The following is a 26,061-nucleotide window of genomic DNA, read 5'->3' as shown; positions in this document are numbered from 1 at the left end:
ATGTGCGGATGTATCAGAGTAGTGGCGCATGAGGTCTCAGCAAGGCGACGGTCGCTGCCAGTTCGTGTCGCAAATAGCTGTCAAACAACTCTTCGGTCGTTCTCGGTGGGTTCTTGAGCGATGCGCGGTGACTGCGAACGGCCATAATCACGGCCGATCGGTCGATGCCGAAGGCATGCTCGATGAAGGTGTCGGGATGCTGTGCGGTGATTCCGTGTGGCGCGAGCGCGTTGTCAGGGAAATCCTTTAGGTTGTAGGTCACGATGGTTCCGGCGTGGCTGAAAATTGCTGCAGCAAGTATGTGGCGGTCGTCGGAATCGGGCAGGAGCAGCCCGTTCTCCAGATGTTCGTATCCCGTGATCAGGCAGTCGGGTATCGCTTCATCCATCAGTCGTCGAGTTCGCTCCAGATCGTCGCGGGAAAGATCGGGACGCTGGCGCACAATGCCCTGATCCATTCTTCGTGTACGCGCGCAGTCCAGCGCGCGCGGTACAAGCCACTCAGGGCGAGATGTAGCAAGAGATTGCGCAGGGATTCGCGGTACAACACGCAGGCGTCGAACATCGCGATGAAGTTCGACATGCCTCAATAGTCCAGATCGAGTTTTTGTGCCTGTTCGGCTAGGGCGTCCAGTGCTGCATGGCTCTGCATCAGACGTTGCTCGCGGTACGCCATCAGGTCGCGGAAATAGATACGTCGATGCGTGCCGACCTTGTGATGGGTCAGCTCGCCGCGATCGATCAAGCCGACCAGGTACGGCCGTGAGACGTTGAGAAAATCCGCGGCTTGCTGCGTGGTGAGCTCGGCATGGACCGGGACCAGGCTCATCGCGTTGCCTTCGGCCATGTTGGCGAGGATGTCTACCAGCATTCGCAGTGCCGCCACCGGCACCTCGATCTCCTGCTCGCCGTCGATCACGCGCAGGCGTGCGGTGGAGCCGTGGCCGATACAGGCCGCCAGCAGGCGGCTGCTGGTGCGCGCCAGTTCGGATTCCTGGGGAGTGGCGGGCGGGTTGACGAGTTGTTCGTTGCGCAGGGCGGTCATAGCAGAGCCTCCCGTGGATGGAGGACGAGCGTAACGCGGAATCGAAATAAACGCAATAAACGCAATAAACGCAAAAGCGAAACAAGCGAAAGAGGTACCTGTTAGTTGCGGCGCCAACATCGTGGCGGATGCTGCCTGCGGCCAGCACCTTCATGCAGCCCGACACCAAGTCGTGGTGTGGTAGCGGCGGCGCAGATGCTTGCCCGGATCAGGCCGGGCGAAGTTTCGCGTGCAATTGCGCCAGCGCCTGGCCGCGGTGGCTGAGCGTGTTCTTCAGCGCCGGCTCGAGTTCGGCGGCGCTGCGCGACTGGCCGTGCGGCAGGAACAGCGGGTCGTAGCCGAAACCCCGCTCGCCGCGCGGCGCATCGAGCACGCGGCCGTGCCAGCGGCCTTCGGCGATCAGCGGAGCGGGGTCGTCCGCGTGCTGCAGCAGGACCAGCGCGCAGAGGAAGAACGCGCCGCGCTGCGCCGCCTGCACGCCGTCCAGCGCGCGCAGCAGCTTGGCGTTGTTCGCCGCGCTGTCGCCGTGCTCGCCAGCATAGCGTGCGGAGTACAGGCCGGGCGCGCCATGCAGGTGATTCACGCACAGGCCGGAGTCGTCGGCCAACGCGGGCAGGCCGCTGGCGCGCGCGGCGTGGCGTGCCTTGAGCAGCGCGTTCTCGACGAAGCTGAGTCCGGTTTCTTCGGCGTCCTCGATGCCCAGGCTCGATTGCGTGACCACCTCGAAGCCGCTGTCGGCGAGCAGCGCATTGAACTCTGCGAGCTTGCCGCGGTTGCTGCTGGCCAGCACGATGCGCTGGGTCATGGACTCACTCCGTCAACCTTTGGAAATGCGTGTAGGGCGGGCACTGCCCGCCGGCTGCTGGGTGGCAGGACGATGGCGGGCAGTGCCCGCCCTACGCTATCGGGCCAGTGCCGCGCGTTGCGCCGCGACCAGTTCGCCGATGCCCTTCCCGGCCAGCACCAGCAGCGCGTCCATCTCGTCGCGGCGGAACGCGTGGCCCTCGGCGGTGCCCTGCACCTCGATGAAGCCGCCGCCGTCGTTCATCACCACGTTCATGTCGGTGTCGCAGTCCGAATCCTCGGCGTAGTCGAGGTCGAGCACCGGCACGCCCCTGTAGATGCCCACCGAGACCGCGGCGACCGCGCCCACCACCGGGTTGCGCCGCAGGTTCTCGCGCTTCATCAGCAGGTTCACCGCGTCCACCAGGGCCACGTAGGCGCCGGTGATCGCCGCGGTGCGGGTGCCGCCGTCGGCCTGCAGCACGTCGCAGTCCAGCGTGATCACGCGCTCGCCCAGTGCCTGCCGGTTGACGCAGGCGCGCAGGCTGCGGCCGATCAGCCGCTGGATCTCCATGGTGCGCCCGCCCTGGCCGCCGCGGGTGGCCTCGCGCTGGGTGCGCGTGTTGGTGGCGCGCGGCAGCATGCCGTACTCGGCGGTGATCCAGCCCTCGCCCTTGCCGCGCAGCCAGGCCGGCGCGCGGTCCTCGATGCTGGCGGTGCACAGCACGCGGGTATCGCCGAAGCTGACCAGCACCGAGCCTTCGGCGTGGCGGGTGTAGTGGCGTTCGATGCTGACGCTGCGCAGCTGGTCGCTGGCGCGGCCGCTGGGGCGGATGACGGAGTTCATGGGCGGTCCTGGGGACGCTTGGCCAGATTGGGCAACGCGGACCGGAGAGTTTACCATTGCATCCTTTCCCCATGTCCGGAAGACGCCGATGATCCGCAGCATGACGGCCTATGCCAGTGCCGAGAACACCGGCCCCGCCGGCACGCTCAGCTGCGAGCTGCGCACGGTGAACCACCGCTATCTCGAGCTGAGCCCGCGACTGCCGGACGACCTGCGCGGCTTCGAGTCGCAGTTGCGCGAGCGGGTGGCGGCCAAGCTGTCGCGCGGCAAGCTGGACCTGACCGTGCGCCGCACCAGCGATGCGCGCAGCGGCTCGCTGCAGGTGGATCATGCGCTGCTGTCGCGCCTGTCGGAGCTGAACCTGGACATGGCCGCGCTGTTTCCCGGGCTGCAGGTGCAGTTCACCGAGTTGCTGCGCTTCCCCGGCGTGCTGCAGCAGGCCGAGGCCGATCCGCAGGCGCAGCAGGCGGCCTTGTTCGACGTGCTCGATCGCGCGCTGGACGCGCTCGCCGCCACCCGCGAGCGCGAGGGCGAGAAGCTGGGCGCGATCCTGCGCGACCGGCTGGATGCGATCGAGCGCGTGGTGGCCGACGTGCGCGGCTGGATGCCGGAGATCCGCGCCGCGCTGCGCAGCCGGTTGGAAGCACGGCTGGCCGATTTGAAACAGCCGATCGAGCCGGGCCGGCTGGAGCAGGAACTGGTGCTGCAGATCACCCGCACCGACGTCGACGAGGAACTGGACCGGCTCAGCACGCACATCGGCGAGACGCGCCGCGTGCTCGGCCTGAAGGAACCGGTCGGCCGCCGGCTGGATTTCCTGATGCAGGAGTTCAACCGCGAGGCGAACACGCTCGGCTCCAAATCGGTCGACGCGCGCAGCACCAACGCAGCGGTGGAGCTGAAGGTGCTGATCGAGCAGATGCGCGAGCAGGTGCAGAACATCGAATGAACGCCCCGCTCGAAGGCACCCTGTTCGTGGTCGCCGCGCCCTCGGGTGCGGGCAAGTCCACCCTGGTCAACGCGTTGCTGGCGCGCGAGCCGGGGATCTCGCTGTCGGTGTCGCACACCACGCGGCCGCCGCGGCCGGGCGAGCAGTACGGGCGGCACTACTACTTCGTCGAGCGCGCCGAGTTCGAGCGCGAGATCGCCGAAGGCGTCTTCCTGGAACATGCCGAGGTGCACGGCAACCTGTACGGCACCTCGCGCACTGCGGTGCAGCAGCTGCTGGGGCAGGGCCGCGACGTGCTGCTGGAGATCGACTGGCAGGGCGCCCAGCAGATCCGCGCGAGCAAGCCCGATTGCGTCAGTGTGTTCATCCTGCCGCCGTCGCGGGCGGAACTTGAACGGCGCCTGCGCGGCCGTCGATCGGACAGCGCCGAGGTGATCGAGCGCCGCCTGCGCAATTCGCGCGGCGAGATCGCCCACGCGCACGAGTTCGACTACATCCTGGTCAACGACGTGTTCGACGAGGCGCTGGCCGGGCTGCAGGCGATCGTGCGGGCGGTGCGCCTGCGCAGCGCGCTGCAGTGGCAGCGGCATGAGGCGCTGATCGCCGAGCTGATGGCCGGAGCCTGAGACCCGTGACCGTTTTTACATGGTCTTCGCAGCGCGCTTCCATTACCTTGTCTCCTCTCCCCACGGCTTTCTCCGCCCATGACCGAAACCGTTCGCGCCACGCCTGACGACGCCACCCTGGTGCGCATCCGCGGCCTGACCACGGTGCTCGGCGGCAAGACCATCTTCGACGCGCTGGACCTGGACATTCCGCGCGGCAAGATCACCTCGATCATGGGCCCCAGCGGCACCGGCAAGACCACCCTGCTCAAGCACATCACCGGGCAGATGTACGCCGATGCCGGCAGCATCCACGTCGACGGCCGCAACGTGGCCGAGCTGTCGCGCGATGAGCTGTACAAGCTGCGCGAAGGCGTGGGCTACTTGTTCCAGAACTCCGCCCTGCTGACCGATTTCGACGTGTTCGAGAACGTGGCGTTCCCACTGCGCCAGCACACCAAACTGCCGGAGGTGCTAATCCGCAACCTGGTGCTGATGAAGCTGCAGGCAGTCGGCCTGCGCGGCGCGGCACGGCTGATGCCGAACGAGCTGTCCGGCGGCATGGCGCGACGGGTAGCGCTGGCGCGGGCGATCGTGTTCGACCCGCAGTTGATCCTGTACGACGAGCCGTTCGTGGGGCTCGATCCGGTCGCCCTGAACCAGGTGATCAAGCTGATCCTCACCCTGAACCGCACCCTGGGCATCACCAGCGTGGTGGTGTCGCACGAATTGGCTGCCGTGCAGCAGATGGCCGACCACGTGGTGCTGCTTTCCAACGGCAAGGTGGTGGCGCAGGGCGACCCGGCGACGATCGCCGACGACGGCTCGCCGTGGACGCGGCAGTTTTTCGGCGGCGAGGCGGACGGCCCGATCCCGTTCCGCTATCCGGCCGGCGACTACGCCACCGAGCTGGGCTTTGCCGGAGCGGCGAAATGAACGCACGCGCTCCGCGGCCCCGCAACGTGCTGACCCAGTCGCTGGCGCAGATCGGCGCCTGTGGCCTGTTCCTGTTGACCCTGCTGGCGGCGGTGCCGCGCAGCTTCCGCTACCTGCGCGAAACCATCCGCCAGCTGTGGTTCGTCGGCGCGATGAGCCTGACCATCATCATGGTCTGCGGCCTGTTCGTCGGCATGGTGCTGATGCTGCAGCTGTACCACGTGCTGTCGATCTTCGGCGGCACCTCGGCCAGCGGCATGGTAGTGGCGCTGTCGGTGTACCGTGAACTGGGGCCGGTGGTCACCGCGCTGCTGTTCGCCGGGCGTGCCGGCACCGCGGTCACCGCCGAGATCGGCCTGATGCGCGCCACCGACCAGATCTCGGCGATGGAGATGATGGCGGTCGACCCGGTCGCCTATGTCGCCACGCCGCGCTTCCTGGCCGGGCTGATCGCGATGCCGCTGCTGAGCTGCGTGTTCTGCGCCATGGCCATTTTCGGCGGCCACCTGGTCGGCGTGACCTGGCTCGGCATCGACAACGGTACGTTCTGGTCGAACATGACCGCCCAGGTCGACGTGCGTACCGACATCGTCAACGGCGTGCTGCTGAAGAGCCTTGCGTTCGGCGCGGTGGTGTCGCTGATCGCGGTGTTCCAGGGCTTCACCACGCCGCCGACCAGCGAAGGCGTGGCCTACGCCACCACGCGCACCGTGGTGGCGTCGTCGATCGCCATCCTGGCGCTGGATTTCGTCCTCACCGCCTTCCTGATGTGACCGCCATGACTTGTCGTTTTCCGAGGATTCTGCCGTGAGCCAACCGAGAAGTTCCTACGCCGTCGGCACCGGCCTGTTCATCGTGCTCGGCTTTGCCGCGCTGGCCTACCTGGCCACCCAGACCAGTTCGGTGGCGAACGTGCGCCAGGGCGACAGCTACGTCGTCGACGCGCAGTTCACCAACATCGGCCAGCTGAAGGAGCGCGCGCCGGTGAAGGTGGCCGGTGTGCGCGTGGGCCAGGTGCAGTCGATCACGCTGCAGCCGGGCCGCGACGTGGCCGAGGTGAAGCTGTCGATCGACAAGCTCCACGACAGGATCCCGCAGGATTCGGTGGCGACCATCTTCACCAGCGGCCTGCTCGGCGACCAGTACGTGGGCATCGAGTACGGCAGCGCGAAGCAGGTGGTGGCGGCCGGCGGCACGCTGGCGCGCACCAAGTCGACCCAGCCGCTGGAGGAGATGCTGGGCAAGTTCTTCGGCGCCGGCGGCGTGGTCGACAACGTCGGCGGCAGCTATGCAGTGAAGGCGAGCTTCACCAACGTCGGCACGCTGTCGGCCGGCGCGCCGGTGAAGATGGCCGGCGTGGTGATCGGCAGCGTGCAATCGGTGCATGCCGACCCGGTCAAGTTGAACGCCGACGTGGTGCTGTCGATCGACAAGCGCTACGACGCGATTCCCGACGATTCCTCCGCTGCGGTGTTCACCAGCGGTTTGATCGGCAGCCAGTATGTTGCGATCCAGCCGGGCGGTTCGCCCGACGCGCTCAAGGACGGCGACGAGATGATCCTGACCCAGTCCGCGTTGCAGCTGGAGGACTTGATCGGCAAGTTCCTGGTCAACGGTTCGCCCGGCGACAAGAAAGACGCCGGCAACGGCAACAAATAAAATAGCCCGCCATTCCCCGCCGGCTCGCCGAGCCGGTTAGCCCAAGGAGTTACCCATGTTGCGCAGACTGGCTCTTGCCACCGCCATCGCATTCGGCGCCGTCGCATTCGGCGCTGTCGCCACGGTTCCGGCGTTCGCCCAGGCGGTCCCCCCGGTCGCAGCCCCGGCGGCGACCCGGCTGGCTCCGGTGCAGGTCGTGCAAGCCATCGCCGACCAGCTGGCCACGGCGATCGAGGGGCATCGCGACGAGCTGAAGAGGAACCAGGAGAAGCTCATCAGCGTCATCGACGAGGCGTTCCTGCCGCACTTCGACATCGACTACGCCTCGATCCTGGTGCTCGGCCAGCATGCCCGCGAGGCCACCCCGGCGCAGCGCGAGCGCTTCGCCCGGGCGTTCTACAACTCGATCACGCACCGTTACGCCGAGGGCCTGTTGAACTACACCCGCGGCCGGGTCAAGGTGCTGCCGTTCAACGGCGATCTCAACGACAAGCGCACCGTGGTGCGCACCCAGGTGGTACTGGACGACGGCAAGCTGGTGTCGGTCGACTATGCCTTCCGCAAGGGGCGCAACGGTGACTGGAAGGCCTACGACGTGATCATCGAGGGCATCTCCTACGTCACCAACTACCGCAATCAGGTGGACGCGGAGATCCGCAAGGTCGGCGTCGAGCAGCTGATCAGCAATATCGAAACGCAGGGCTCCAAGGCGCTGGACGTGATGGCCAAGGACAACAAGGACAAGTCGTGACGCAGGCCGCCGCAGACAGCTTCCAGCTGGACCTCGGCACGCCCGGCACGCTGGGCGTGCGCGGCGAGCTGAGCTTCGATACCGCGGCCGCTGCGTGGCAGGCGATCCGCGTTGCGCTGGCGGGCGGCCCGGTGTCGCGGCTGGACCTGGCCGGCGTGCGCCACAGTGACAGCGCCGGGTTGGCCTGCGTGCTGGCTGTCGCGGCCGACGCGACCCGTCGCGGTCAGGCGTTGCAGGTCGTGCACGTGCCGGCCGGCATGCAGTCGCTGGCCCAGGTCTGCGAGGTCGACCGGCTGCTCGGCTGAGCGAAGGCCCGGGGTCGCGCAACACAAAGAAGGGGCCGCGAGGCCCCTTCTTTGTGTCGACCATGCGCTGCGCTCAGGGCTGCTTGCTGGACGTTTCCGGGTGCTTGTTTTCCCACTGGTGCTGCTGGTCCAGCAGTTCCTCGGGGTCGAAATTCTTTTCGTTCAGGCCTTGCATCTGCTGGATGATCTCGACCGGCGGGTTGCCGTCGTAGATCTTGTACAGGCGCTGCTGGCGGTACGCGTCGCGGATGAATACGTAGGGATCGTAGGCGGATTGCAGGAAGCCCTCCGCGTCGATTCCGCGCGAGCGCAAGGTCACCAGGTATATCGCCTGTGGCACGTACTCCAGGCCATTGTAGTCATGGTTGACTGCATACAGGCTCAACGGGTCGAAGAAGTAGCTGTCGACCGGCAGACGCCAGATATCACGCGCGGTACTGGGGCCGAAGAACGGCAGCATCAGGAAGTCGCCTTCCGGGGCACCCCAACGCGCCAGGGTGACGCCGAAGTCGTTGTCTTCTATCGGCAGGCCAAGCTGGCTGGCCGGATCGAAGAAGCCGCCGACGCCCAGGGTCAGGTTCACCAGGAAGCGGCCGGTGCTCTGCAGCGCCTGCTTCGGACGCGCCTGCAGCAGGTCGTTGGCGACCGTGACCGGCATGCGGATATTGGTGAAGAAGTCGCTGAACGAGCGGCGTACCGGCGGATTGGTCACCTTGCGGTAACCCATCGCAACCGGGCGGATCACCGCCTGGTCCACCGCGTCGTTGAATTTGTAGGCGCCGCGGTTGTATTTCTCCAGCGGATCGTCGGTGCGCGGCTTGGCGATGGTGCAGCCGGCCAGCAAGATGATCGCGAGCACGGCCAACCAGCGGCGCAACTTGGGGAGTCGAAGCGGTGAGGGCATCGGTGCGGGGGTTCGCGTCGTGGGGGTAGTAAGTGTACTGTCTGGTTTTGTATCTTACACGGCTTTCAGCTGGCTTCCGGCGAGTGCGCCGCCGGTTCACGGCCAGCCCGCCATGATACGCGGCAGCCGCATTGCCAGCAAAGCATCCGCTCATCTACACTGTGAGGCCATATAAGTCGTTTTAATCCCTAAGGATTTCGCATGGCACGCATTACCGTGGAAGACTGCCTAGAGGTGGTCGACAACCGTTTCGAACTAGTACTGATGGCGACCAAGCGCGCGCGTCAGCTGGAAAAGGGCGCCGAGCCGGCCGTCAACCCCGACCATGACAAGCCGACCGTGCTGGCGCTGCGCGAGATCGCCGCCCGCCGCATCGACCAGGCCACCATCGACCAGATCGACAAGGCCGAGCGCGAGCGCGCCGAGCGCGAGGCGCTGGAGTGGGCCGCGGCCGAGGTTGACGACGACCTGTCCAAGGGCGGCGACGACTGATGGACGGCGGCTGCTGTAGCAAACGCACCTGTCGCGCCGGCAAGTCCGGTGCGGCGGTCGGCGCGCGCCGCGCAGCCAGCCGCTTCACCCCCGGCGAGGTGGGCGCCTGAGCAGGCGCCGGCAGCGAATGACTGCGGCCACCCACCCCGCCACGGTCGACCTCTCCGCGCTGCCGCCCTATGCGCTGGCCCTGAAAGAGCGCATTGCCTACCTGCCCGAGGTGCAGGTCGATCGCGTGCTGCGCGCGTTCCAGCTCGGCGCGCAGGCGCATGCCGGGCAGGAGCGCAAGAGCGGCGAGCCGTACATCACCCACCCGGTGGCGGTGGCCGGCATCCTGGCCGAACTCGGGCTGGATACCGAGACGATCATCGCGGCGATCCTGCACGACACCCTGGAAGACACCGAGCTCAGCCGCGAGATGCTGGCCACCGAGTTCGGCGAGGTGGTGGCCGAACTGGTCGATGGCGTCACCAAGCTGGACAAGATGCGCTTCGGCACGCGCCAGGAGGCGGATGCGGAAAGCTTCCGCAAGATGCTGCTGGCGATGGCGCGCGACATCCGCGTGATCCTGATCAAGCTGGCCGATCGCCTGCACAACATGCGCACGCTCGGCGCCAAGGACGCACCGTCACGCCGCCGCATCGCGCGCGAGACGCTGGAGATCTATGCGCCGATCGCGCAGCGCCTGGGCATGAACAAGTTCAAGGCGGAACTGCAGGATCTCGGCTTTCGCGCGCTGTACCCGGACCGCTACCGGGTGATCAGCGAACGCATCCGCGCCGCGTTGGGCAACCGGCGCGAGGCGATGGGCAAGATCGAGGCGGCGCTGTCCGCGCGGCTGGTTGCCGACCACCTGCCGGCGCGCGTGGTCGGCCGCATCAAGTCGTCGTGGAGCATCTATTCGAAGATGCGCAACGAGCATAAGAGCTTCGCCCAGCTGATGGACGTCTACGGCTTCCGCGTGGTGGTGGACAGCGCGATGAGCTGCTACATGGCGCTCGGCGTAGTGCATGCGCTGTACAAGCCGGTCGACCGCCGTTTCAAGGATTTCATCGCGATTCCCAAGGCGAACGGCTACCAGTCGCTGCACACCGTGCTGCTGGGCCCGTTCGGCGCGCCGATCGAGGTGCAGATCCGCACCGCCGAGATGGATTCGGTGGCCGAGCGCGGCGTGGCCGCGCACTGGGCCTACAAGACCGACTCGGGTCCGGCCAACAGCGCCCAGGCGCGGGCACGCGAGTGGCTGTCCTCGCTGGTCGACAGCTCGGCGAGCACGGTGTCGTCGTCGGAGTTCATCGAGAACGTCAAGATCGACCTGTTCCCCGACGAGGTCTATCTGTTCACTCCGCGCGGCGACATCCTGTCGCTGCCGCGCAACGCCACCGCGCTGGACTTCGCCTACGCCGTGCACACCGACGTGGGCGACCATGCGGTGGCCGCGCGCGTGGACAAGAAGCTGCTGCCGCTGCGCACCAAGCTGGAGTCCGGCCAGCTGGTGGAGATCATCACTGCGCCGTCGGCGGTGCCGAATCCGGCGTGGCTGGAAGTGGTGGTCACCGGCAAGGCGCGCACCGCGATCCGCCAGTACCTGAAGCACCTGCAGCACGAGGACGCGGTTGACTTCGGCCACCGCATGCTCGATCGCGCGCTGGACGCGCAGGGCAGCAGTCTGGACGGCATTCCGCCGGCGGTACTCGACCGTTTCCTGGAAACCTCCAAGCTAAAGCGGCTGGAGGAACTGCTGTCCGACATCGCGCTGGGCAACCGCATGCCCGACGTGGTCGCCAGCCAACTGCTGGCGTCGCGCGGCAGGAAGGCCGGCAAGCCGCACACGGCGGCGCACGCGCACGAGAAGATCCGCATCACCGGCGCCGAGCGTGGCGTGCTCAGCTTCGCCAACTGCTGCCATCCGCTGCCGGGCGACGAGATCATCGGCTACCTGTCCTCGGGCAAGGGCATCGTGGTGCACCGCGAGGAATGCCCGAACGTGGTCGAGCTGCGCAAGTCGCCCGAGCGCTGCGTGGCGATCGAGTGGGACCGCGACGTGCAGGGCGACTACCGCGCCGAACTGCGCATTGAGGTGACCAATCGTCCCGGCGTGCTGGCCACCGTGGCCGCCGCGATCGCCGCCGCCGACTCGAACATCGAGAACGTGGAGTATGTCGAGCGCGACGCCGTCGCGGCCACCCTGCTGTTCGCGCTGGAAGTGAAGAACCGCAAGCACCTGGCCGACGTGATCCGCCGCGTGCGCCGCACCGGGGTGGTCAGCGGCGCCTATCGCTACCCCTTGTGACTCGGGATTCGTTCGGAGCCTCAGCGTGCCGGAATGTGGGCAGGGGAGCTGCGACACGCTAATCTTCCCGGATCCGAATCCGAATCCCGAGGCCATCCATGTCCCGCAGCATCATCTCCACCGAGCAAGCCCCCGCCGCGATCGGCCCGTATTCGCAGGCCGTGCGTGCCGGCAATACCGTGTATTTCTCCGGGCAGATCCCGCTGGACCCGGCCACCGCAGCGCTGGTCGACGGCGACATCACCATGCAGACGCGGCGGGTGTTCGACAATCTCACCGCGGTGGCGGCGGCGGCTGGCGGCTCGCTGGCGCAGATCGTGCGCGTGGGCATCTACGTCACCGACCTGGCGAACTTCGCCGCGGTCAACGCGGTGATGGCCGAATACTTCCAGCAGCCGTATCCGGCACGTTCCACCATCGAGGTATCCGGCCTGCCGAAGGCGGCGCAGGTCGAGGTCGACGCGGTGATGGTGCTGGGCTGAGCATCATGGGCGTTGTGCGCCGACACGCGTTGTCGGCGCGTGGTTTACGACGGAAGGCGGCGCTCGGTTAGGCTTGCAGGCCATGGCCACCCGCACCATTCGCCCCGCTCTCGCCATCGATGCCGACCCGGGCCTCACCCCGGTAAGCGCGCTGCCGGGCGTCGGTCCGGCGCTGGCCGCGTCGCTGGCCCGGCTGGGGCTGGAGCGGGTGCAGGACCTGTGGTTCCACCTGCCGCTGCGTTACGAGGACAAGACCCGGATCACCGCGATCGCCGAGCTGCGGGTGGGCGAGCGGGCGCAGGTCGAGGGCGTGGTCGAGGCAGTCGAACGCGGCTTTCGCTATCGCCCGCAGCTGAAGGTGGCGATCGGCGACGCCAGCCGGCAGACCCTGCTGCTGCGTTTCTTCCACTTCAACCGTGCGCAGGCCGAGCAGTTGCTGCCCGGCACGCGGCTGCTTTGCTACGGCGAAGTACGCCACGGCGCGCAAGGGCTGGAGATGGTGCACCCCAACTACCGGCGCCTGGACGAGGCGGCGGCAGCCACCGTCGACGAGACGCTGAGCCCGGTTTATCCCACCACCGAGGGGCTGGGCCCGAAGCGGCTGGCCGGGGTGATCGGCAAGGCGCTGGCGCTGTTGCCGCCGGCGGCGCAGCTGGAGCTGATCCCGCAGGCGTTGTGCGCCCGGCATGGCCTCACCTCGCTGCGTGACGCGCTGCTGTACGTGCATCGTCCGCCGCCGGATGCGCGTCTGGACCAGCTGATGCTGGGCCGGCATCCGGCGCAGCAGCGGCTGGCATTCGAGGAACTGCTGACCCAGCACCTCAGCCTGAAACGGATGCGCGCGGCGGTACGCCAGCGGCGCGCGCCGAAACTGGGCGGCGCGGACGAGCTGCGCGGGCGCTTGCTGGCAGGCCTGCCGTTCCGCCTGACTGCGGCCCAGCAGCGCGTTGGCGAAGAGGTAGCGCGCGACCTGGCGCAGCCGCGGCCGATGCTGCGGCTGGTGCAGGGCGACGTCGGCAGCGGCAAGACCGTGGTTGCTGCGCTGGCGGCGCTCGCCGCCGTGGAGTCGGGCCACCAGGTCGCGCTGATGGCGCCGACCGAACTGCTGGCCGAGCAGCACCTGCGCAACTTCCGCCACTGGCTGCAGCCGCTCGGCGTCGAGGTGGAGTGGCTGGCCGGCAAGGTCACCGGCAAGGCGCGCAAGCAGGCACTGGCGCGGGTCGCCGAAGGCGCGCCGGTGGTGGTCGGCACGCATGCGCTGATGCAGGAGGGCGTGGCGTTTGCGCGGCTCGGCCTGGTGATCGTCGACGAGCAGCACCGCTTCGGCGTGCAACAACGGCTGGCGCTGCGCGACAAGGGCAGGGACGGCGAGCTGGTGCCGCACCAGCTGGTGCTGACCGCCACGCCGATTCCGCGCACGCTGGCGATGAGCGCGTATGCCGACCTGGACGTGTCGTCGATCGACGAGCTGCCGCCCGGGCGCACGCCGGTACAGACCATCGCGATCTCGAATGCGCGGCGGATCGAGGTGATCGAGCGCATCCACGCCGCCTGTGGCGAAGGGCGCCAGGTGTACTGGGTATGCACGCTGATCGAGGAATCCGAGCAGCTGCGGGCGCAGGCGGCCGAGGTGGCGTACGCCGAACTCTCCGCCGCACTCGCCGGCTTCAGGGTCGGCCTGATCCACGGCCGCATGAAGCCGAAGGAAAAGCAGGCGGTGATGGATGCGTTCAAGGCCGGCGAACTGGCCGTGCTGGTGGCGACTACAGTGATCGAGGTGGGCGTGGACGTGCCCAACGCCAGCCTGATGGTGATCGAGAACAGCGAGCGGCTGGGCCTGGCCCAGCTGCACCAGTTGCGCGGCCGGGTGGGGCGCGGCGCGGTGGCGTCGAACTGCGTGCTGCTGTACCAGCCGCCGCTGGGCCGGCTGGCGCGCGAACGGCTGCAGGTGATGCGCGACACCAGCGACGGTTTCCGCATCGCGGAGAAGGATCTCGAACTGCGCGGTCCCGGCGAGGTGCTGGGCACCCGCCAGACCGGCCAGCTCAGCTTCCGCATCGCCGATCTGGCCCGCGACGCGCACCTGCTGCCGGCGGTGCAGCAGGTCGGCGAGCATATGCTGGCCGAACACCCGCGCCAGACCACGCAATTGATCGAACGCTGGATCGGTGGCGCGGCGCGTTACGCGCATGCGTGATTTTTGCGATCATCCCTGACCGCAAAGATCAAACGGGCGGCCATCCCTGGCCGCACTTTTCAATTCTTGTGATCATCCATCCATGAGCAAGCCGCAACTCCTGATCGACACCGATCCCGGCGTCGACGACGCCCTGGCCGTCCTGATGGCTTACGCCCATGCCGACGTCGCCGGTCTCAGCATCGCCGCCGGCAACGTGGGACTCGGCCATACCGTGCGCAACGCGCGCACCCTGGTCGACCTGGTCGGCGCGGCGACGCCGGTGTTCGCCGGTTGTGCCGCGCCGCTGGTGCGCGCGGCGGACGAGGATGCCGCCTTCGTGCATGGCCAGGACGGTTTCGGCGACATTGGTTTTCCCGAGCCGGCCGCTGCGCTCGCCGCCGAGCCGGCCGCGCTGGCCCTGCTGCGGCTGACCCGCGAACGGCCGGGCGAGCTGACCCTGGTGGCGCTGGGGCCGCTGACCAACCTGGCGCTGGCGCTCAGACTCGATCCCACGCTGCCCGCGCGAGTGAAGCGGCTGGTGGTGATGGGCGGCGCGGTGACGGGCCACGGCAATACCGGCAAAGTGCCGGCGGAGTTCAACATCGGCTTCGACCCGGAGGCGGCGCACGTGGTGTTCGAGGCGTTCCCGGCGTTCGACCTGGTGGACTGGGAAGCCACCTTGCGGCATGCCTTCGACGATGCCGAATTCGACGGCTGGCTGGCGACCGGCGATCGGCGCGCGGCGTTCTTCGGCAAGATCGTGGCCATCGCGCGCCGCTACAATGCGCAGCATGATCGCCACGGGCTGGTAGCCGCCGACGCGCTGGCGATGGCGGTGGCGCTGGACCCCACCATCGTCACCCGCAGCGAAACCCGCGCCGTGGCGGTGGAACTGGACGGCGGCCTGACCCGCGGCGCCACCGTGGTCGACTGGAAGGGGCGGCTGGGTTGGCCGGCCCGGGCGAACATCGTGCTGGAAGTGGACCAGGCCCGCTTTGCCGCGATGGTGCGGTATGCGCTGGGCGTGCCTACCTGAGCGGACTTGCGGCGTTCCCGGCTTCGCCGCTACAATGCCGCTCTTTTCACCACCGCTTTAGAGCCAGCCATGAAGCCTGCTATCCATCCGAACTACATCCCGGTGGTGTTCCAGGACCTGTCGTCCGACTTCGCGTTCCTGACCAAGTCGACCATGTCCAGCAAGGAAACCATCAAGTGGGAAGACGGCAATGAGTACCCGCTGATCAAGGTGGATATCTCCAGCCATTCCCACCCGTTCTACACCGGCAAGCAGAAGACGCTGGACGTCGGCGGTCGCGTCGACAAGTTCCGCCGCCGCTATGCGGGTGCCATCAAGGAATAAGTGACGCGAGAGCCGGCGCCCGGGCGTCGGCTGCGCGGATTGCGGTTTAGGACACGGGGCAGGCGCAGGCCTGCCCCGTGTCTTTTTGCGTTGGCCATTCGACCATTCGCCATCGAATGCAAGCGCGACCTTGTGCGATAATGGTTGCTGAACTGGCGTCAGCGCGCCCGTTGCATCGCGTGTTTTCCCCGGCATGCCATGCCCAGCATTCCCTCGCCGGCCGGCGCTCCCCTCGCGGTTGCCGGCGGTGGCGACCCACATGTAAGGAGGTTTCCGTGTCCGATCTCAAGACCGTCAAGCTGGTGGATGAATCGAGCAAGCGCAGCAGCGAACTGCCGCTGGTCAGCGGTACGCTCGGCCCCGCGTGCATCGATATTGCCACGCTGTACAAGGACACCGGCCACTTCACCTACGACCCCGGCTACGGTTCGACCGCCAGCACCAAGAGCGCGATCACCTACATCGACGGCGACAAGGGCGTGCTGCTGTACCGCGGCTACCCGATCGAGCAGCTGGCGGAGAGCTCCAGCTTCCTGGAGGTGGCTTACCTGCTGCTCAACGGCGAGCTGCCGAAGCCGGCCGAGTTCGCCACGTTCGAGCACGACGTCGCGCACCACACGATGCTGCACGAGTCGCTGAAGAACTTCTTCCATGGCTTCCACCACGACGCACATCCGATGGCGATGCTGGCCGCTGCGGTGGCCTCGCTGTCGGCGTTCTACCACGACGACCTCAACGTCGACGACCCGGCCGACCGCAAGCTTGCCGCGATCCGCCTGATCGCCAAGATGCCGACCATCGCCGCCGCCTGCTACCGCTATTCGATCGGCTGGCCGATGCGCTACCCGCGCAACAACCTTGAGTACGTCGACCGCTTCCTGCACATGATGTTCGAGGTGCCGAGCGAGCCGCTGCAGATGAACCCGGTGGCGGCCAAGGCGCTCGACCTGCTGTTCATCCTGCACGCCGACCACGAGCAGAACGCCTCCACTTCGACCGTGCGCCTGGTCGGCTCCACCGGCGCCAACCCGTACGCGTCGATCGCCGCCGGTATCACCGCGCTGTGGGGGCCTGCGCACGGCGGCGCCAACGAGGCGGTGCTCAAGCAGCTGCAGGAAATCGGCACGCCCGACAACGTGGAGTCGGCGGTGCTGCGCGCGAAGGACAAGAACGACAGCTTCCGCCTGATGGGCTTCGGTCATCGCGTGTACAAGAACTTCGACCCGCGCGCGAAGATCATCCGCGAGATGTGCCACAAGGTGCTGGCCGAGCTGGGCGTCAACGACCCGCTGCTGGACGTGGCGATGAAGCTGGAAGAGGCGGCGCTGAAGGACGACTACTTCGTCGAGCGCAAGTTGTACCCGAACGTCGACTTCTACTCCGGCATCATCTACAAGGCGCTGGGCATCCCCACCGAGATGTTCACCGTGATGTTCGCCATCGCGCGCACCGCCGGCTGGATCGCGCATTGGATCGAGCAGCACGAAACGCCCGGATCGCGCATCGGCCGCCCGCGCCAGGTCTATATCGGCGCCGACGTGCGCAACTACGTGCCGACCGCGAAGCGCTGATCGCCCACGTGGCACCGATGAAAAGCCCCGGTCCTGGCCGGGGCTTTTTCGTGCGGCGAGGTGGCCCGGAATCAGCGCAATGCCGCACCCAGCCGCTGTTCGAAGGCCTGGTCGGCATTCTCGTCGAGCAGCATCTCCACCTGGGCCAGCGAGGCGCGCCGCATCGGCCGGTCGTCGGCGCGGCCCAGCGGAGCCTGGCGCAGCGCGTCGCGCGGCAGCACGGTGAGGTCGAACGGCAGCTCGTCGGCGGCGAACAGCAGCACCGGGTATTCGGGCTGCTCGTCGCGGCTGTAGCGCAGCCGGCGCACCTGGGTCTCGACCGGCACGCCGCGTTCGCGCAGGTACAGCACGACCGCTTCCGGGTCGTCGCTGTACACGTGCAGGCACACCGCTGAATGCGCGTCGGCGGTGCCTTCGAGCACGCTGCCGACCAGGCGCGGCTCGAACGCGGCGAGAAAACGCATCGCCTCGACCGCCGCCTCGCGGCGCTGGCGCAGCAGCTGCGGCTGGCGGTCGGCGAGGAACAGCCGCTGGTGCTCACGCAGCGCCTGTTCGATCTCCAGGTTGCGCGGCAACGCCTGCGCATCGAGGATGCCCAGCCGCTCGGCGGCCTTCAGCTTGGCATGGTGGAAGTCGCGGATGCCGTGTTCGCTCATCAGCCGCGCGGCTTCCTGGGCCACCCGCAGGCGGTTGCGCTGCAGGCGGTCATGCGCGTGGATGCGGTGGTGGTCGCCTCGGGACATGGCGCATTCCTCAACGATGGTGGGCGACGGCCGGGGCGGGTCTCGCCCCGGAGGGCATCAGAAGATGTCGTAGGCGTGCTGCTGGTCCTGCTCCTTCTGCTGGGCGGCCTGGCTGCGCAGGCGGTCGACGTCTTCCACTCTGAATATCTCGTTGATGCCGTCGGGGTCGCTGGTGGCGGTGGGCAGCCCGCTGTAGCGGTTGATCCATACCGTACTGATTCCCGGTGGCATCGGCAACGTGCTCGACGGCTGCCCCTTGAGCACGCTGCCCATGTAGGACATCCAGATCGGCAGCGCGGCCTTGGCGCCGAACTCGCCGCGGCCGAGCGAGCTGTAGTCGTCGAAGCCCACCCACACGGCGGTCGACAGCTCGCCGTCGAAGCCGACGAACCAGGCGTCGCGGTGGTCGTTGGTGGAGCCGGTCTTGCCGGCCAGGTCGTCGCGCTCCAACGCGCGTGCGGCCGAGCCGGTGCCGCGCAGGATCACGTCCTTCATCAGTGAGGTGACCAGGTAGTCGTTGCGCGCCTCGATCACGCCCGGCGCGAGTACCGGCGGATGCGCGCCTTCGCCATGCGCGTCGGCCGGCAGCACCGCGTCGCCGACGCCGTCGACGCTGCCGGACTCGGCGGGCGCGGTGGACGAGGCGCTGGCCAGGCCGTTGGCGGGCGCGGGGTTCATCCCGGCCGGTGGCGGGCCGGGTGGCTGCGTGTCGAGCAGGCGCTCCTGGCAGTTGCGGCAGGCGCGCGCGGGGTTGGCCAGGTACACCGGCTGGCCGTTGCGGTCGTCGATCTCGTGGATGAAGTACGGCGTGACCAGGTAGCCGCCGTTGGCGAACACCGCGTAGCCGCGGGCCATGCCCATCGGTGACACCGAGGCGGTACCCAGCGCCATCGACAGGTTGGCCGGTATGGCGTCCTGCGAGAAGCCGAAGCGGGTGGCGTATTCGCGCATGTAGCGCACGCCGACGGCGTCCAGCAGGCGCACCGAGACCAGGTTCTTCGACTGCACCAGCGCTTCGCGCAGGCGCATCGGCCCGGCGAACTTGTCGTCGTCGTTGGAGGGCGTCCAGATCCCGTTCGGACGCGAAGGGTCGGGCAGCGCGAGCGGCGCGTCGTTGATGATCGAGGCGGGGGTGAAACCGCGCTCGAACGCCGCCGAGTACAGGTAGGGCTTGAAGCTGGAACCGGGCTGGCGCGCCGCCATCACTGCCCGGTTGAACTTGCTGCGCACGAAGTTGAAGCCGCCCACCAGCGCCTGGATCGAGCCGTCCTCCGGCGCGACCGAGGCCAGCGCGGCCTGCGCAGCCGGAATCTGCGCCAGCTGCCACTCGCCCTTGTCGTCGCGCGCCAGCCGGATGATGTCGCCGCGCTTGAGTACGCCGTCGACCCGGCTCGGCGCCGCGCCGACGCGGTCGTCGTTGATGTGCGGGCGCGCCCAGCTGACAGTGGCGAGGTCGAGGATCACGCTCTCGCGGCTGGACAGGTAGACCGTGGCCTGCTTTGCGTCGCTGGCCGTGACGATGCCCGGCTGCATGCCGGAGACGCTGGTGTAGGCGGACAGCAGGCTGTCCAGCTCCGCCTCGCCGGCGCCGGCAGGCAGCTCCTGGTGGGCTTCCGGCCCGCGCCAGCCGTGCCGGCGGTCGTAGGCGATCAGCCCGTCGCGCAGCGCTTCCACGGCGGCCTGCTGGCGGCCGCTCTGCAGCGTGGTCCTGACCACGTAGCCTTCGGTCAGCGCGTCGTTGCCGAAGCGGTCGAGCACCTGCCGGCGCACCATCTCGGCCAGGTACGGGGCGTCCACCTCGATCGGCTGCTCGTGCGGGTAGGCGCGGTTCGGTTCGGCGATCGCCTGCTCGTACACGGCCTTGGTGATGTAGTCATGGCGCAGCATTTCGCTCAGCACCCAGTTGCGTCGGGCGATCGCGCGCTTCGGGCTGTTGATCGGGTTGACCGCCGAGGGCAGCTGGAAGGTCGAGGCGATCAGCGCGCATTCGGCCACGGTCAGCTGGTCCAGCGTCTTGCCGTAGTAGTACTCGGCGGCCGCGGCCACGCCGTACGAGCGATGGCCGAGGAACATCTTGTTGAGGTACAGCTCGAGGATCTGGTCCTTGCTGAGCTCGTGCTCGATGCGCAGCGCGATGAAGATCTCGGTGAGCTTGCGCGAGTAGAGCTTCTCCGGGCTCAGGAAGAAGTTGCGGGCGACCTGCTGGGTGATCGTCGAGCCGCCGGGGCCCTTGTCGCCGCCGGTCACGAGCACGTGCCAGCCGGCGCGCGCGATGCCGTGCCAGTCCACGCCGGGATGGTGGTAGAAGTCCGCATCCTCGGCCGACAGCACGGCGTGCTTGAGCCGGTCGGGCACCTTCCCGATGTCCACCGGGATGCGCCGGGTCTCGCCGAAACTGGCGATCAGCTTGCCGTCGGCGCTCAACACGCGCAGCGGCACCTGCATCGGGTAGTTCTTCAATTCGGCCACCGAGGGCAGCCTCGGCGCGATCAGCCAGTACGCCACACCCACCGCGACCACTGCAAGGAGCAAACCGGAAAAGGCCAGGGCCAGAGCCCAGCGCAGCAAGCGTTTGAAAATTTGCATGGTGTGGGGATAGCGAGACCTGAGTCAAAACACGGCAGAGTATAGATGTAGGAGTATTTCCGGCATGAGGAGCGGTCGACCAAACCCAAAGGCTGGTCCGGCAAAGCAAGGGTCGGGCCGATCGGAGCTTCCCCATAAATGTGGCGGGGATCACGCCAATTACTTGAGAAAGTTCCTGTAGGCCATTGCCATTGCGTTATTTTTTCGATTTAATGCCATTGCGTACCCCGCCAGGATTCTGGCTACGGGCGTCAGCGGCAAGGGGGAAACACCGTGGGGCTTTTTACAGCGAAGAAGCCGGCGCTGATTGGTGTCGACATCAGTTCGACTGCCGTCAAGCTGCTGCAGCTAAGTCAGGCGGGCGGCCGTTATCGCGTTGAGCATTACGCGGTCGAGCCGCTGCCGCCGAACGCCGTGGTCGAGAAGAACATCGTCGAGATCGAGGCGGTGGGCGATGCGATCCGTCGCGCGCTGGCACGCTCGGGCTCCAAGCTCAAGCACGCTTCCGCCGCGGTGGCCGGGTCGGCGGTGATCACGCGCATCATCCCGATGACCGGCGACCTTTCCGACGACGACCTGGAAGGCCAGATCCAGGTCGAGGCCAATCAATACATCCCGTACCCGATCGACGAGGTCAGCCTCGACTACGAGGTGCTCGGTCCGGTCCGCGACAACCCCGACATGAACAACGTGCTGCTGGCCGCCTCGCGCACCGAGAACGTGGACATGCGCGTGGCTGCGTTGGACCTCGGCGGACTCACCGCCAGCGTGATCGACGTCGAGGCATTCGCGATGGAGAACGCCTTCGCGATGATTGCCGACCAGCTCAACGTGGGTCGCGACGCGCTGGTGGCGGTAGTCGACATCGGCGCCACCATGACCACGCTGTCGGTGCTGCGCAACCAGCGCACGATCTACTCGCGCGAGCAGGTGTTCGGCGGCAAGCAGCTGACCGACGAGATCATGCGCCGCTTCGGGCTGTCCTACGAGGAGGCCGGCCGCGCCAAGCGCAAGGGCGGCCTGCCCGAGTCCTACGAGACCGAGGCGCTGGAGCCGTTCAAGGAATCGCTGATCCAGCAGATCAGCCGCTTGCTGCAGTTCTTCTTTGCCGGCAGCGAGTACAGCAAGGTCGACCAGGTGGTGCTGGCCGGCGGTTGCGCCTCGATCGAGGGGCTTGGCCAGATGCTGGAGGAGCAGCTCGGCGTGCCCTGCGTCGTCGCCAACCCGTTGGCGCGCATGTCGCTGTCGCCGCGGGTCCAGGCACAGTCGCTGGCGCAGGACGCCCCCGCGTTGATGATCGCGGTCGGCCTCGCCCTGAGGAGCTTCGACTGATGGCACACGTCAACCTACTTCCGTGGCGCGCCGCACGGCGCAAGCAACGCGAACGCGAGTTCTACATGCAGCTCGGTGCCGCCTTCGTGGTGGGTCTGGGCGTGCTGCTGTTGTGGATTTTCTGGATGGACCAGCGCATCAACAACCAGAACGACCGCAACACCTACCTGCAGACCGAGATCAAGCAGCTCGACGTGCGCATCGCCAAGATCAAGGACCTTGAGAAGGTGCGCGAGCACCTGCTGGCACGCAAGCAGATCATCGAGCAGCTGCAGGCCGACCGCTCGCAGATGGTGCACCTGTTCGACGAGCTGGTGAAGACGATTCCCACCAGCGCGCGGCTGAGCGGGCTGAAACAGGGTGGCCAGGCGATGTCGCTCGACGGCGTGGCGCAATCCAACGCCAGTGTCGCCGAGTACATGCGCAACATCGAAGGCTCGCCCTGGATGGGCCATGCCGACCTGCGCAAGACCGAGAACACCCATAACGGCAGCCGCATGCCCTATACCTTCGGGCTGAACGTGACGCTGAACAAGCCGAAGGCCGACGAGACCGACAAGGTGTCGGTGCTGCCGGGCGCCGCTGCTCCCGCTGCGGCGGCGACGGTGCCCGCCGCGGCAACCGCGCCGGTGGCTGCTCCCGTGGCGAAGTCTGCGACGACGGCCGTTCCGGAAACCAAGCCGGTGAGTGCGCCAACTGCCGCGGGAGGTGCCGGATCATGAGTTTCCTCCACGATATCCAGAACCTCGACCGCAACAACGTCGGTGGCTGGCCGCAGACGGTCAAGATCTTCTTCACCGCGCTGCTGTTCGGCTTCGTGCTGCTGGTGGGTTGGTACTTCTTCGTCAGCGACCAGCAGGACAGCCTGAAGACGCTGGCCGGCAAGGAAGACCAGCTCAAGCAGGAGTTCTCCACCAAGCAGGCCAAGTCGGTCAACCTGGAGGCGCTGCAGCAGCAACTCGACGAGATGCAGGACATGCTGCGCCAGCTGCTGCGCCAGCTGCCCAGCAAGACCGAGATGCCCGAGCTGCTGGTCGACATCTCGCAGACTGCGCAGGCCGCCGGTCTGGAGAGCGACCTGTTTCAGCCCGGTGCGGAGACGCCGAAGGATTTTTACGCGGAAAAACCGATTGCCCTGAAGTTTACCGGCACCTACCACCAGTTCGGCACCTTCATCAGCGGCGTGGCCTCGCTGCCGCGGGTGGTGATCCTGACCCTGCACGACGTCTCGTTGACGCCGAAGTCGCCGGGCAAGGACGGCACCTCCAACGGCCAGCTGGTGCTGCAGGGCACCGTGAAGACCTACCGCTACCTGGATGACGAGGAAAGCGCCGCCGCGAGCAAGGGCAAACCGGCCGGGGGGGCGAAGTGATGAACATGTCTGCTGCAATCACGCCCACCCGCATCGCCCGGCTGATGCTGATGCTCGGCGCCGCGCTGATGCTCGCCGGATGCACCCGCGGCATGTCGGACCTGCGCACCTGGGTCGCCCAGGAAAAAGCCAAGAAGGGCGCGCCGATCCAGCCGCTGCCGGTGATCAAGACCTTCGAGACGTTCACCTACACCGACCAGGACCGGCGTGATCCGTTCAGCCCGAGCACGGCCGAGATGGACAACAGCGCCGCCGCCAGCGGACCGCGGCCGGACGCCAACCGCGCCAAGCAGCCGCTGGAGCTGTTCGCGCTGGACAGCCTGAAGATGGTCGGCACGGTCGGCACCGGCGCGAGCATGGAGGTGCTGGTCAAGGATCCGGGTGGCGTGATCCATCGCGTTCATGACGGCGAGTACATGGGCCAGAACTACGGACATATCACTGCGATCAGCGAAGACCACATTGAGCTGGTCGAGCTGGTATCCAACGGTAATGGTGGCTGGATGGAACGTCCCGCCAGCGTCGCGCTCGACGCGAAATAAGGAATACAGGGGCAGATGCAATGACCAACCAAATCCAATCCGTCCGGGGCCGTGTCATGCGCCATGCGAGCCGTTACTTGTTGCTGGGCCTGCTGGTCGCCGGTGCCACCTGGGCCAGCGCCGCGATGGCGGCCACCACCACGCTGAAGAACATCAGCTACGACGCCCTGCCCGGCGGCAGCGTCGAGCTGCACATGGACTTCGGCGATGGCCCGGTGCCGCAGCCGAAGATCTTCACCACCGGCAATCCGCCGCGCATCGCGGTCGACTTCGCCGACACCGACAACGCGGCCCCGCGCCATCTGGACATCGGCAAGGGCTCGACCTCCGGCGTGTCCGCGGTGGCGGCCGGCGGCCGCACCCGGGTGGTGGTCGAGCTGATGCGCGAATCGAGCTACCGCTCGCGCGTCGAGGGCAACAGTCTGGTACTGACCGTCAACAACGGCGGCGCCGACCAGTCGGTGACCACCGCGGCCACGATCGACCCGACCAAGGCGTTGCCGTCGTCGTCGGCTGGTCCGGCCATCTCCAACATCGACTTCCGTCGCGGCCCGAACGGCGAAGGCCGCGTGCTGGTCAACTTCAGCGGCAGCGGCGCGAATGCCGAGATGACCCGCAAGGGCGACAAGGTGCTGGTCAGCATCGACCACGCCAACCTGCCGGCCAACCTGGCCCAGCGGCTGGATACGCTGGACTTCGCCACGCCGGTACAATCCATCGTCACCCGCGCTGGCAACGGCGGCGGCGCACGCATGGAAATCACGGTCAAGGGCAACGTCGAGACGTCCGCCTACCAGACCGCCGACCAGTACGTGGTCGAGGTGGCGCCGAAGAAGGCCGAGGCCGCCAAGGACGCCAAGCTGGCCCGGCTGGGCCAGGAGCCGAGCTACAACGGCAAGCGCGTCACCTTCAACTTCCAGGATATCCCGGTGCGCTCGGCGCTGCAGCTGATCGCCGATATCTCCGGCCTCAACCTGGTCGCCTCCGACAGTGTCGGCGGCAGTGTCACCCTGCGCCTGGTCAACGTGCCGTGGGATCAGGCGCTGGACGTGATCCTGCGCGCGAAGAGCCTGGACAAGCGCCGCAACGGCAACGTGGTGTGGGTCGCGCCGCAGGCCGAACTGGCCAAGTACGAACAGGACCTCGCCGACGCCAAGCTGAAGGCGCAGGACACCGCCGAACTGGTCACCGACTACGTGCCGATCAGCTACGGCAAGGCGGCCGACATCGCCAAGCTGCTGACCAGCGGCAGCATGCAGGGTGGCGGCGGTGCCGGCGGCAGCGGCAATACCCAGCGCGGCTTCCTGTCGCCGCGTGGCAGCGTGTCGTTCGATACGCGCACCAATACGTTGTTGCTCAACGACACGCCGGACAAGATCAAGCAGCTGCGTGAGCTGATCGCGGTGCTGGACAAGCCGGTGCAGCAGGTGCTGATCGAATCGCGCATCGTGGTCGCCAGCGACGACTTCACCCGCGAGCTGGGCGCGAAGTTCGGCGTCAACGGCCGCATCAACAACACCGAGTTCCAGAACGCCGCCACGGCCACGCCGGCGCTGACCGCTGGCCTCGGCGGCGGCAACGTGACTTCGGGCGGCCTCAACGTGAACCTGCCGGTCACCCCGGCGGCCGGCACCTTCGGCCTGGCCATCCTCGGCGCCAACTACGCGATCGACCTGGAGCTCTCCGCGGCCCAGACCGAGGGCCGTGGCGAGGTGATCTCCAGCCCGCGCGTGATCACCGCCAACCAGCAGGAAGCGGTGATTCGCCAGGGCCAGGAAATCGGCTACGTCACGTTCCAGAACAGCGCCGGCAGCGGCGCCGGCAGCGGCACCGCCACGGTGCAGTTCAAGGACGCCGTGCTGGAGCTGAAGGTGACCCCGACGATCACTGCCGACAACCGCGTCTACCTGATGATCAACGTCAAGAAGGACGCGCTGGCCGGTTACGTGGACGCGCCAGGAAGCGGCAAGATCCCGACCATCGATACCCGCGAGATCAACACCTCGGTGCTGGTCGACAACGGGCAGACCGTGGTGCTGGGCGGCATCTACGAGATCAACAAGGCCAACACCATGACCAAGGTGCCTGGTCTGGGCGATATTCCCGGCGTCGGCGTGCTGTTCCGCAAGACCTCACGGACCAACACCAAGGCCGAGCTGCTGATCTTCGTGACGCCGCGCATCCTCAGCGAAACGCTGCAGTAAGCGCGCACGCTGGCCATGAAAGAGGCGGCTTCGGCCGCCTCTTTTTTTGCGCGCGCCCGCGAAGCGGCCGCGGGCCGATTAAACTTCCAAGGTCGCCGATGGTCTGTAGCACGCCATCCGGT

Annotated in this window: 27 protein-coding genes; 19 read left to right on the top strand and 8 right to left on the bottom strand. The window is 67.3% G+C overall.

Features of this window, described 5'->3' with window-relative positions; translation table 11 throughout:
- Positions 1-13 precede the first annotated feature (13 nt).
- From AC3WTD_RS06400 to rph, 5 genes are all read right to left on the bottom strand, one after another.
- The gene (locus AC3WTD_RS06400; RefSeq protein WP_221174209.1) at positions 14-388 is read right to left on the bottom strand and encodes a VapC50 family PIN domain-containing toxin; all 375 of its coding nucleotides are present in this window, start codon (positions 386-388) and stop codon (positions 14-16) included.
- Entirely contained in the window at positions 388-582 is a 195-nt protein-coding gene (locus tag AC3WTD_RS06395; protein ID WP_492613268.1) for a hypothetical protein, read from the bottom strand. Before AC3WTD_RS06395 ends, AC3WTD_RS06400 begins: the two co-directional genes overlap by 1 nt.
- A gap of 3 nt (positions 583-585) precedes the next feature.
- Positions 586-1,044, bottom strand: a complete 459-nt coding sequence (locus AC3WTD_RS06390; RefSeq protein ID WP_492613267.1) for a helix-turn-helix domain-containing protein — start codon at positions 1,042-1,044, stop codon at positions 586-588.
- Between the two features lie 208 nt (positions 1,045-1,252).
- Entirely contained in the window at positions 1,253-1,849 is a 597-nt protein-coding gene (rdgB, locus tag AC3WTD_RS06385) for an RdgB/HAM1 family non-canonical purine NTP pyrophosphatase (RefSeq protein WP_492613266.1), read from the bottom strand.
- A 96-nt stretch (positions 1,850-1,945) separates the two neighbouring features.
- The gene (gene rph / locus AC3WTD_RS06380; protein ID WP_027492892.1) at positions 1,946-2,674 is read right to left on the bottom strand and encodes a ribonuclease PH; all 729 of its coding nucleotides are present in this window, start codon (positions 2,672-2,674) and stop codon (positions 1,946-1,948) included.
- Positions 2,675-2,762: 88 nt separating this feature from the next.
- Between rph and AC3WTD_RS06375 the strand changes: the two genes are divergently transcribed.
- The 7 genes from AC3WTD_RS06375 to AC3WTD_RS06345 all read left to right on the top strand — a co-directional run bounded on the left by AC3WTD_RS06375 (position 2,763) and on the right by AC3WTD_RS06345 (position 7,879).
- Complete coding sequence (locus AC3WTD_RS06375; protein WP_492613265.1) at positions 2,763-3,623, top strand: YicC/YloC family endoribonuclease; 861 nt, start codon at positions 2,763-2,765, stop codon at positions 3,621-3,623.
- Positions 3,620-4,249 (top strand): guanylate kinase, encoded by a 630-nt coding sequence (gmk, locus tag AC3WTD_RS06370; protein ID WP_492613264.1) that lies wholly within the window; start codon positions 3,620-3,622, stop codon positions 4,247-4,249. Before AC3WTD_RS06375 ends, gmk begins: the two co-directional genes overlap by 4 nt.
- A 78-nt stretch (positions 4,250-4,327) precedes the next feature.
- The gene (locus AC3WTD_RS06365; RefSeq protein ID WP_027492890.1) at positions 4,328-5,164 is read left to right on the top strand and encodes an ABC transporter ATP-binding protein; all 837 of its coding nucleotides are present in this window, start codon (positions 4,328-4,330) and stop codon (positions 5,162-5,164) included.
- Positions 5,161-5,937 (top strand): lipid asymmetry maintenance ABC transporter permease subunit MlaE, encoded by a 777-nt coding sequence (mlaE, locus tag AC3WTD_RS06360; RefSeq protein WP_027492889.1) that lies wholly within the window; start codon positions 5,161-5,163, stop codon positions 5,935-5,937. Before AC3WTD_RS06365 ends, mlaE begins: the two co-directional genes overlap by 4 nt.
- 34 nt (positions 5,938-5,971) lie before the next feature.
- Positions 5,972-6,823: an outer membrane lipid asymmetry maintenance protein MlaD gene (mlaD, locus tag AC3WTD_RS06355; protein ID WP_027492888.1), complete on the top strand. Its 852-nt coding sequence runs from the start codon at positions 5,972-5,974 to the stop codon at positions 6,821-6,823.
- 55 nt (positions 6,824-6,878) lie between these two features.
- On the top strand, positions 6,879-7,574 hold the full coding sequence (locus tag AC3WTD_RS06350; protein WP_027492887.1) for an MlaC/ttg2D family ABC transporter substrate-binding protein: 696 nt from the start codon (positions 6,879-6,881) through the stop codon (positions 7,572-7,574).
- On the top strand, positions 7,571-7,879 hold the full coding sequence (locus AC3WTD_RS06345) for an STAS domain-containing protein (protein WP_027492886.1): 309 nt from the start codon (positions 7,571-7,573) through the stop codon (positions 7,877-7,879). The genes AC3WTD_RS06350 and AC3WTD_RS06345 overlap by 4 nt, the downstream gene beginning before the upstream one ends.
- A 73-nt stretch (positions 7,880-7,952) precedes the next feature.
- On the opposite strand, the gene AC3WTD_RS06340 is transcribed toward AC3WTD_RS06345, so the two are convergent.
- Positions 7,953-8,783: an MlaA family lipoprotein gene (locus tag AC3WTD_RS06340; protein WP_037089767.1), complete on the bottom strand. Its 831-nt coding sequence runs from the start codon at positions 8,781-8,783 to the stop codon at positions 7,953-7,955.
- A 201-nt stretch (positions 8,784-8,984) separates the two neighbouring features.
- Between AC3WTD_RS06340 and rpoZ the strand changes: the two genes are divergently transcribed.
- The 7 genes from rpoZ to AC3WTD_RS06305 all read left to right on the top strand — a co-directional run bounded on the left by rpoZ (position 8,985) and on the right by AC3WTD_RS06305 (position 17,160).
- On the top strand, positions 8,985-9,275 hold the full coding sequence (rpoZ, locus tag AC3WTD_RS06335; protein WP_007509529.1) for a DNA-directed RNA polymerase subunit omega: 291 nt from the start codon (positions 8,985-8,987) through the stop codon (positions 9,273-9,275).
- 127 nt (positions 9,276-9,402) lie between these two features.
- Positions 9,403-11,568 (top strand): RelA/SpoT family protein, encoded by a 2,166-nt coding sequence (locus tag AC3WTD_RS06330; protein WP_027492884.1) that lies wholly within the window; start codon positions 9,403-9,405, stop codon positions 11,566-11,568.
- A 98-nt stretch (positions 11,569-11,666) separates the two neighbouring features.
- A complete protein-coding gene (locus AC3WTD_RS06325) occupies positions 11,667-12,050 on the top strand; it encodes a RidA family protein (RefSeq protein WP_027492883.1) in 384 nt (127 codons plus the stop codon).
- An 82-nt stretch (positions 12,051-12,132) separates the two neighbouring features.
- Entirely contained in the window at positions 12,133-14,247 is a 2,115-nt protein-coding gene (gene recG, locus AC3WTD_RS06320) for an ATP-dependent DNA helicase RecG (protein ID WP_492613263.1), read from the top strand.
- An 82-nt stretch (positions 14,248-14,329) separates the two neighbouring features.
- Positions 14,330-15,265, top strand: coding sequence for a nucleoside hydrolase (locus AC3WTD_RS06315; protein ID WP_492613262.1), 936 nt, complete (start codon positions 14,330-14,332; stop codon positions 15,263-15,265).
- 69 nt (positions 15,266-15,334) lie between these two features.
- Positions 15,335-15,589 (top strand): type B 50S ribosomal protein L31, encoded by a 255-nt coding sequence (locus AC3WTD_RS06310; RefSeq protein ID WP_027492880.1) that lies wholly within the window; start codon positions 15,335-15,337, stop codon positions 15,587-15,589.
- A 275-nt stretch (positions 15,590-15,864) separates the two neighbouring features.
- A complete protein-coding gene (locus AC3WTD_RS06305) occupies positions 15,865-17,160 on the top strand; it encodes a citrate synthase (protein WP_492613261.1) in 1,296 nt (431 codons plus the stop codon).
- A gap of 71 nt (positions 17,161-17,231) precedes the next feature.
- On the opposite strand, the gene AC3WTD_RS06300 is transcribed toward AC3WTD_RS06305, so the two are convergent.
- On the bottom strand, positions 17,232-17,903 hold the full coding sequence (locus tag AC3WTD_RS06300; RefSeq protein WP_027492878.1) for a hypothetical protein: 672 nt from the start codon (positions 17,901-17,903) through the stop codon (positions 17,232-17,234).
- Between the two features lie 57 nt (positions 17,904-17,960).
- The gene (locus tag AC3WTD_RS06295) at positions 17,961-20,489 is read right to left on the bottom strand and encodes a penicillin-binding protein 1A (protein ID WP_492613260.1); all 2,529 of its coding nucleotides are present in this window, start codon (positions 20,487-20,489) and stop codon (positions 17,961-17,963) included.
- A 273-nt stretch (positions 20,490-20,762) separates the two neighbouring features.
- Here AC3WTD_RS06295 and AC3WTD_RS06290 point away from each other — a divergent pair, with 273 nt between their 5' ends.
- Genes AC3WTD_RS06290 through AC3WTD_RS06270 form a run of 5 tightly spaced genes read left to right on the top strand, consistent with a single transcriptional unit; the run spans position 20,763 to position 25,939 of the window.
- Entirely contained in the window at positions 20,763-21,821 is a 1,059-nt protein-coding gene (locus AC3WTD_RS06290; protein WP_492613259.1) for a pilus assembly protein PilM, read from the top strand.
- Positions 21,821-22,543, top strand: coding sequence for a PilN domain-containing protein (locus AC3WTD_RS06285; RefSeq protein WP_492613258.1), 723 nt, complete (start codon positions 21,821-21,823; stop codon positions 22,541-22,543). The genes AC3WTD_RS06290 and AC3WTD_RS06285 overlap by 1 nt, the downstream gene beginning before the upstream one ends.
- The gene (locus AC3WTD_RS06280) at positions 22,540-23,193 is read left to right on the top strand and encodes a type IV pilus inner membrane component PilO (RefSeq protein WP_027492874.1); all 654 of its coding nucleotides are present in this window, start codon (positions 22,540-22,542) and stop codon (positions 23,191-23,193) included. Before AC3WTD_RS06285 ends, AC3WTD_RS06280 begins: the two co-directional genes overlap by 4 nt.
- Positions 23,193-23,735, top strand: coding sequence for a pilus assembly protein PilP (locus tag AC3WTD_RS06275; protein ID WP_027492873.1), 543 nt, complete (start codon positions 23,193-23,195; stop codon positions 23,733-23,735). Before AC3WTD_RS06280 ends, AC3WTD_RS06275 begins: the two co-directional genes overlap by 1 nt.
- A gap of 56 nt (positions 23,736-23,791) precedes the next feature.
- A complete protein-coding gene (locus tag AC3WTD_RS06270) occupies positions 23,792-25,939 on the top strand; it encodes a type IV pilus secretin PilQ (protein WP_492613257.1) in 2,148 nt (715 codons plus the stop codon).
- The last annotated feature ends 122 nt before the right edge of the window (positions 25,940-26,061 follow it).

The sequence above is a fragment of the Rhodanobacter sp. FW106-PBR-R2A-1-15 genome (genome assembly GCF_058789735.1).
This window is presented reverse-complemented; position numbering and strand designations above follow the sequence as displayed.

What these genes read in the sequence shown, in the direction of transcription:
- AC3WTD_RS06400 (WP_221174209.1), bottom strand. Translation starts at nt 388, where the DNA reads ATGGATGAAGCGATACCCGACTGCCTGATCACGGGATACGAACATCTG.
- AC3WTD_RS06395 (WP_492613268.1), bottom strand. Translation starts at nt 582, where the DNA reads ATGTCGAACTTCATCGCGATGTTCGACGCCTGCGTGTTGTACCGCGAA.
- AC3WTD_RS06390 (WP_492613267.1), bottom strand. Translation starts at nt 1,044, where the DNA reads ATGACCGCCCTGCGCAACGAACAACTCGTCAACCCGCCCGCCACTCCC.
- rdgB (WP_492613266.1), bottom strand. Translation starts at nt 1,849, where the DNA reads ATGACCCAGCGCATCGTGCTGGCCAGCAGCAACCGCGGCAAGCTCGCA.
- rph (WP_027492892.1), bottom strand. Translation starts at nt 2,674, where the DNA reads ATGAACTCCGTCATCCGCCCCAGCGGCCGCGCCAGCGACCAGCTGCGC.
- AC3WTD_RS06375 (WP_492613265.1), top strand. Translation starts at nt 2,763, where the DNA reads ATGATCCGCAGCATGACGGCCTATGCCAGTGCCGAGAACACCGGCCCC.
- gmk (WP_492613264.1), top strand. Translation starts at nt 3,620, where the DNA reads ATGAACGCCCCGCTCGAAGGCACCCTGTTCGTGGTCGCCGCGCCCTCG.
- AC3WTD_RS06365 (WP_027492890.1), top strand. Translation starts at nt 4,328, where the DNA reads ATGACCGAAACCGTTCGCGCCACGCCTGACGACGCCACCCTGGTGCGC.
- mlaE (WP_027492889.1), top strand. Translation starts at nt 5,161, where the DNA reads ATGAACGCACGCGCTCCGCGGCCCCGCAACGTGCTGACCCAGTCGCTG.
- AC3WTD_RS06350 (WP_027492887.1), top strand. Translation starts at nt 6,879, where the DNA reads ATGTTGCGCAGACTGGCTCTTGCCACCGCCATCGCATTCGGCGCCGTC.
- AC3WTD_RS06340 (WP_037089767.1), bottom strand. Translation starts at nt 8,783, where the DNA reads ATGCCCTCACCGCTTCGACTCCCCAAGTTGCGCCGCTGGTTGGCCGTG.
- rpoZ (WP_007509529.1), top strand. Translation starts at nt 8,985, where the DNA reads ATGGCACGCATTACCGTGGAAGACTGCCTAGAGGTGGTCGACAACCGT.
- AC3WTD_RS06330 (WP_027492884.1), top strand. Translation starts at nt 9,403, where the DNA reads ATGACTGCGGCCACCCACCCCGCCACGGTCGACCTCTCCGCGCTGCCG.
- AC3WTD_RS06325 (WP_027492883.1), top strand. Translation starts at nt 11,667, where the DNA reads ATGTCCCGCAGCATCATCTCCACCGAGCAAGCCCCCGCCGCGATCGGC.
- recG (WP_492613263.1), top strand. Translation starts at nt 12,133, where the DNA reads ATGGCCACCCGCACCATTCGCCCCGCTCTCGCCATCGATGCCGACCCG.
- AC3WTD_RS06315 (WP_492613262.1), top strand. Translation starts at nt 14,330, where the DNA reads ATGAGCAAGCCGCAACTCCTGATCGACACCGATCCCGGCGTCGACGAC.
- AC3WTD_RS06310 (WP_027492880.1), top strand. Translation starts at nt 15,335, where the DNA reads ATGAAGCCTGCTATCCATCCGAACTACATCCCGGTGGTGTTCCAGGAC.
- AC3WTD_RS06300 (WP_027492878.1), bottom strand. Translation starts at nt 17,903, where the DNA reads ATGTCCCGAGGCGACCACCACCGCATCCACGCGCATGACCGCCTGCAG.
- AC3WTD_RS06295 (WP_492613260.1), bottom strand. Translation starts at nt 20,489, where the DNA reads ATGCAAATTTTCAAACGCTTGCTGCGCTGGGCTCTGGCCCTGGCCTTT.
- AC3WTD_RS06285 (WP_492613258.1), top strand. Translation starts at nt 21,821, where the DNA reads ATGGCACACGTCAACCTACTTCCGTGGCGCGCCGCACGGCGCAAGCAA.
- AC3WTD_RS06280 (WP_027492874.1), top strand. Translation starts at nt 22,540, where the DNA reads ATGAGTTTCCTCCACGATATCCAGAACCTCGACCGCAACAACGTCGGT.
- AC3WTD_RS06275 (WP_027492873.1), top strand. Translation starts at nt 23,193, where the DNA reads ATGAACATGTCTGCTGCAATCACGCCCACCCGCATCGCCCGGCTGATG.
- AC3WTD_RS06270 (WP_492613257.1), top strand. Translation starts at nt 23,792, where the DNA reads ATGCGCCATGCGAGCCGTTACTTGTTGCTGGGCCTGCTGGTCGCCGGT.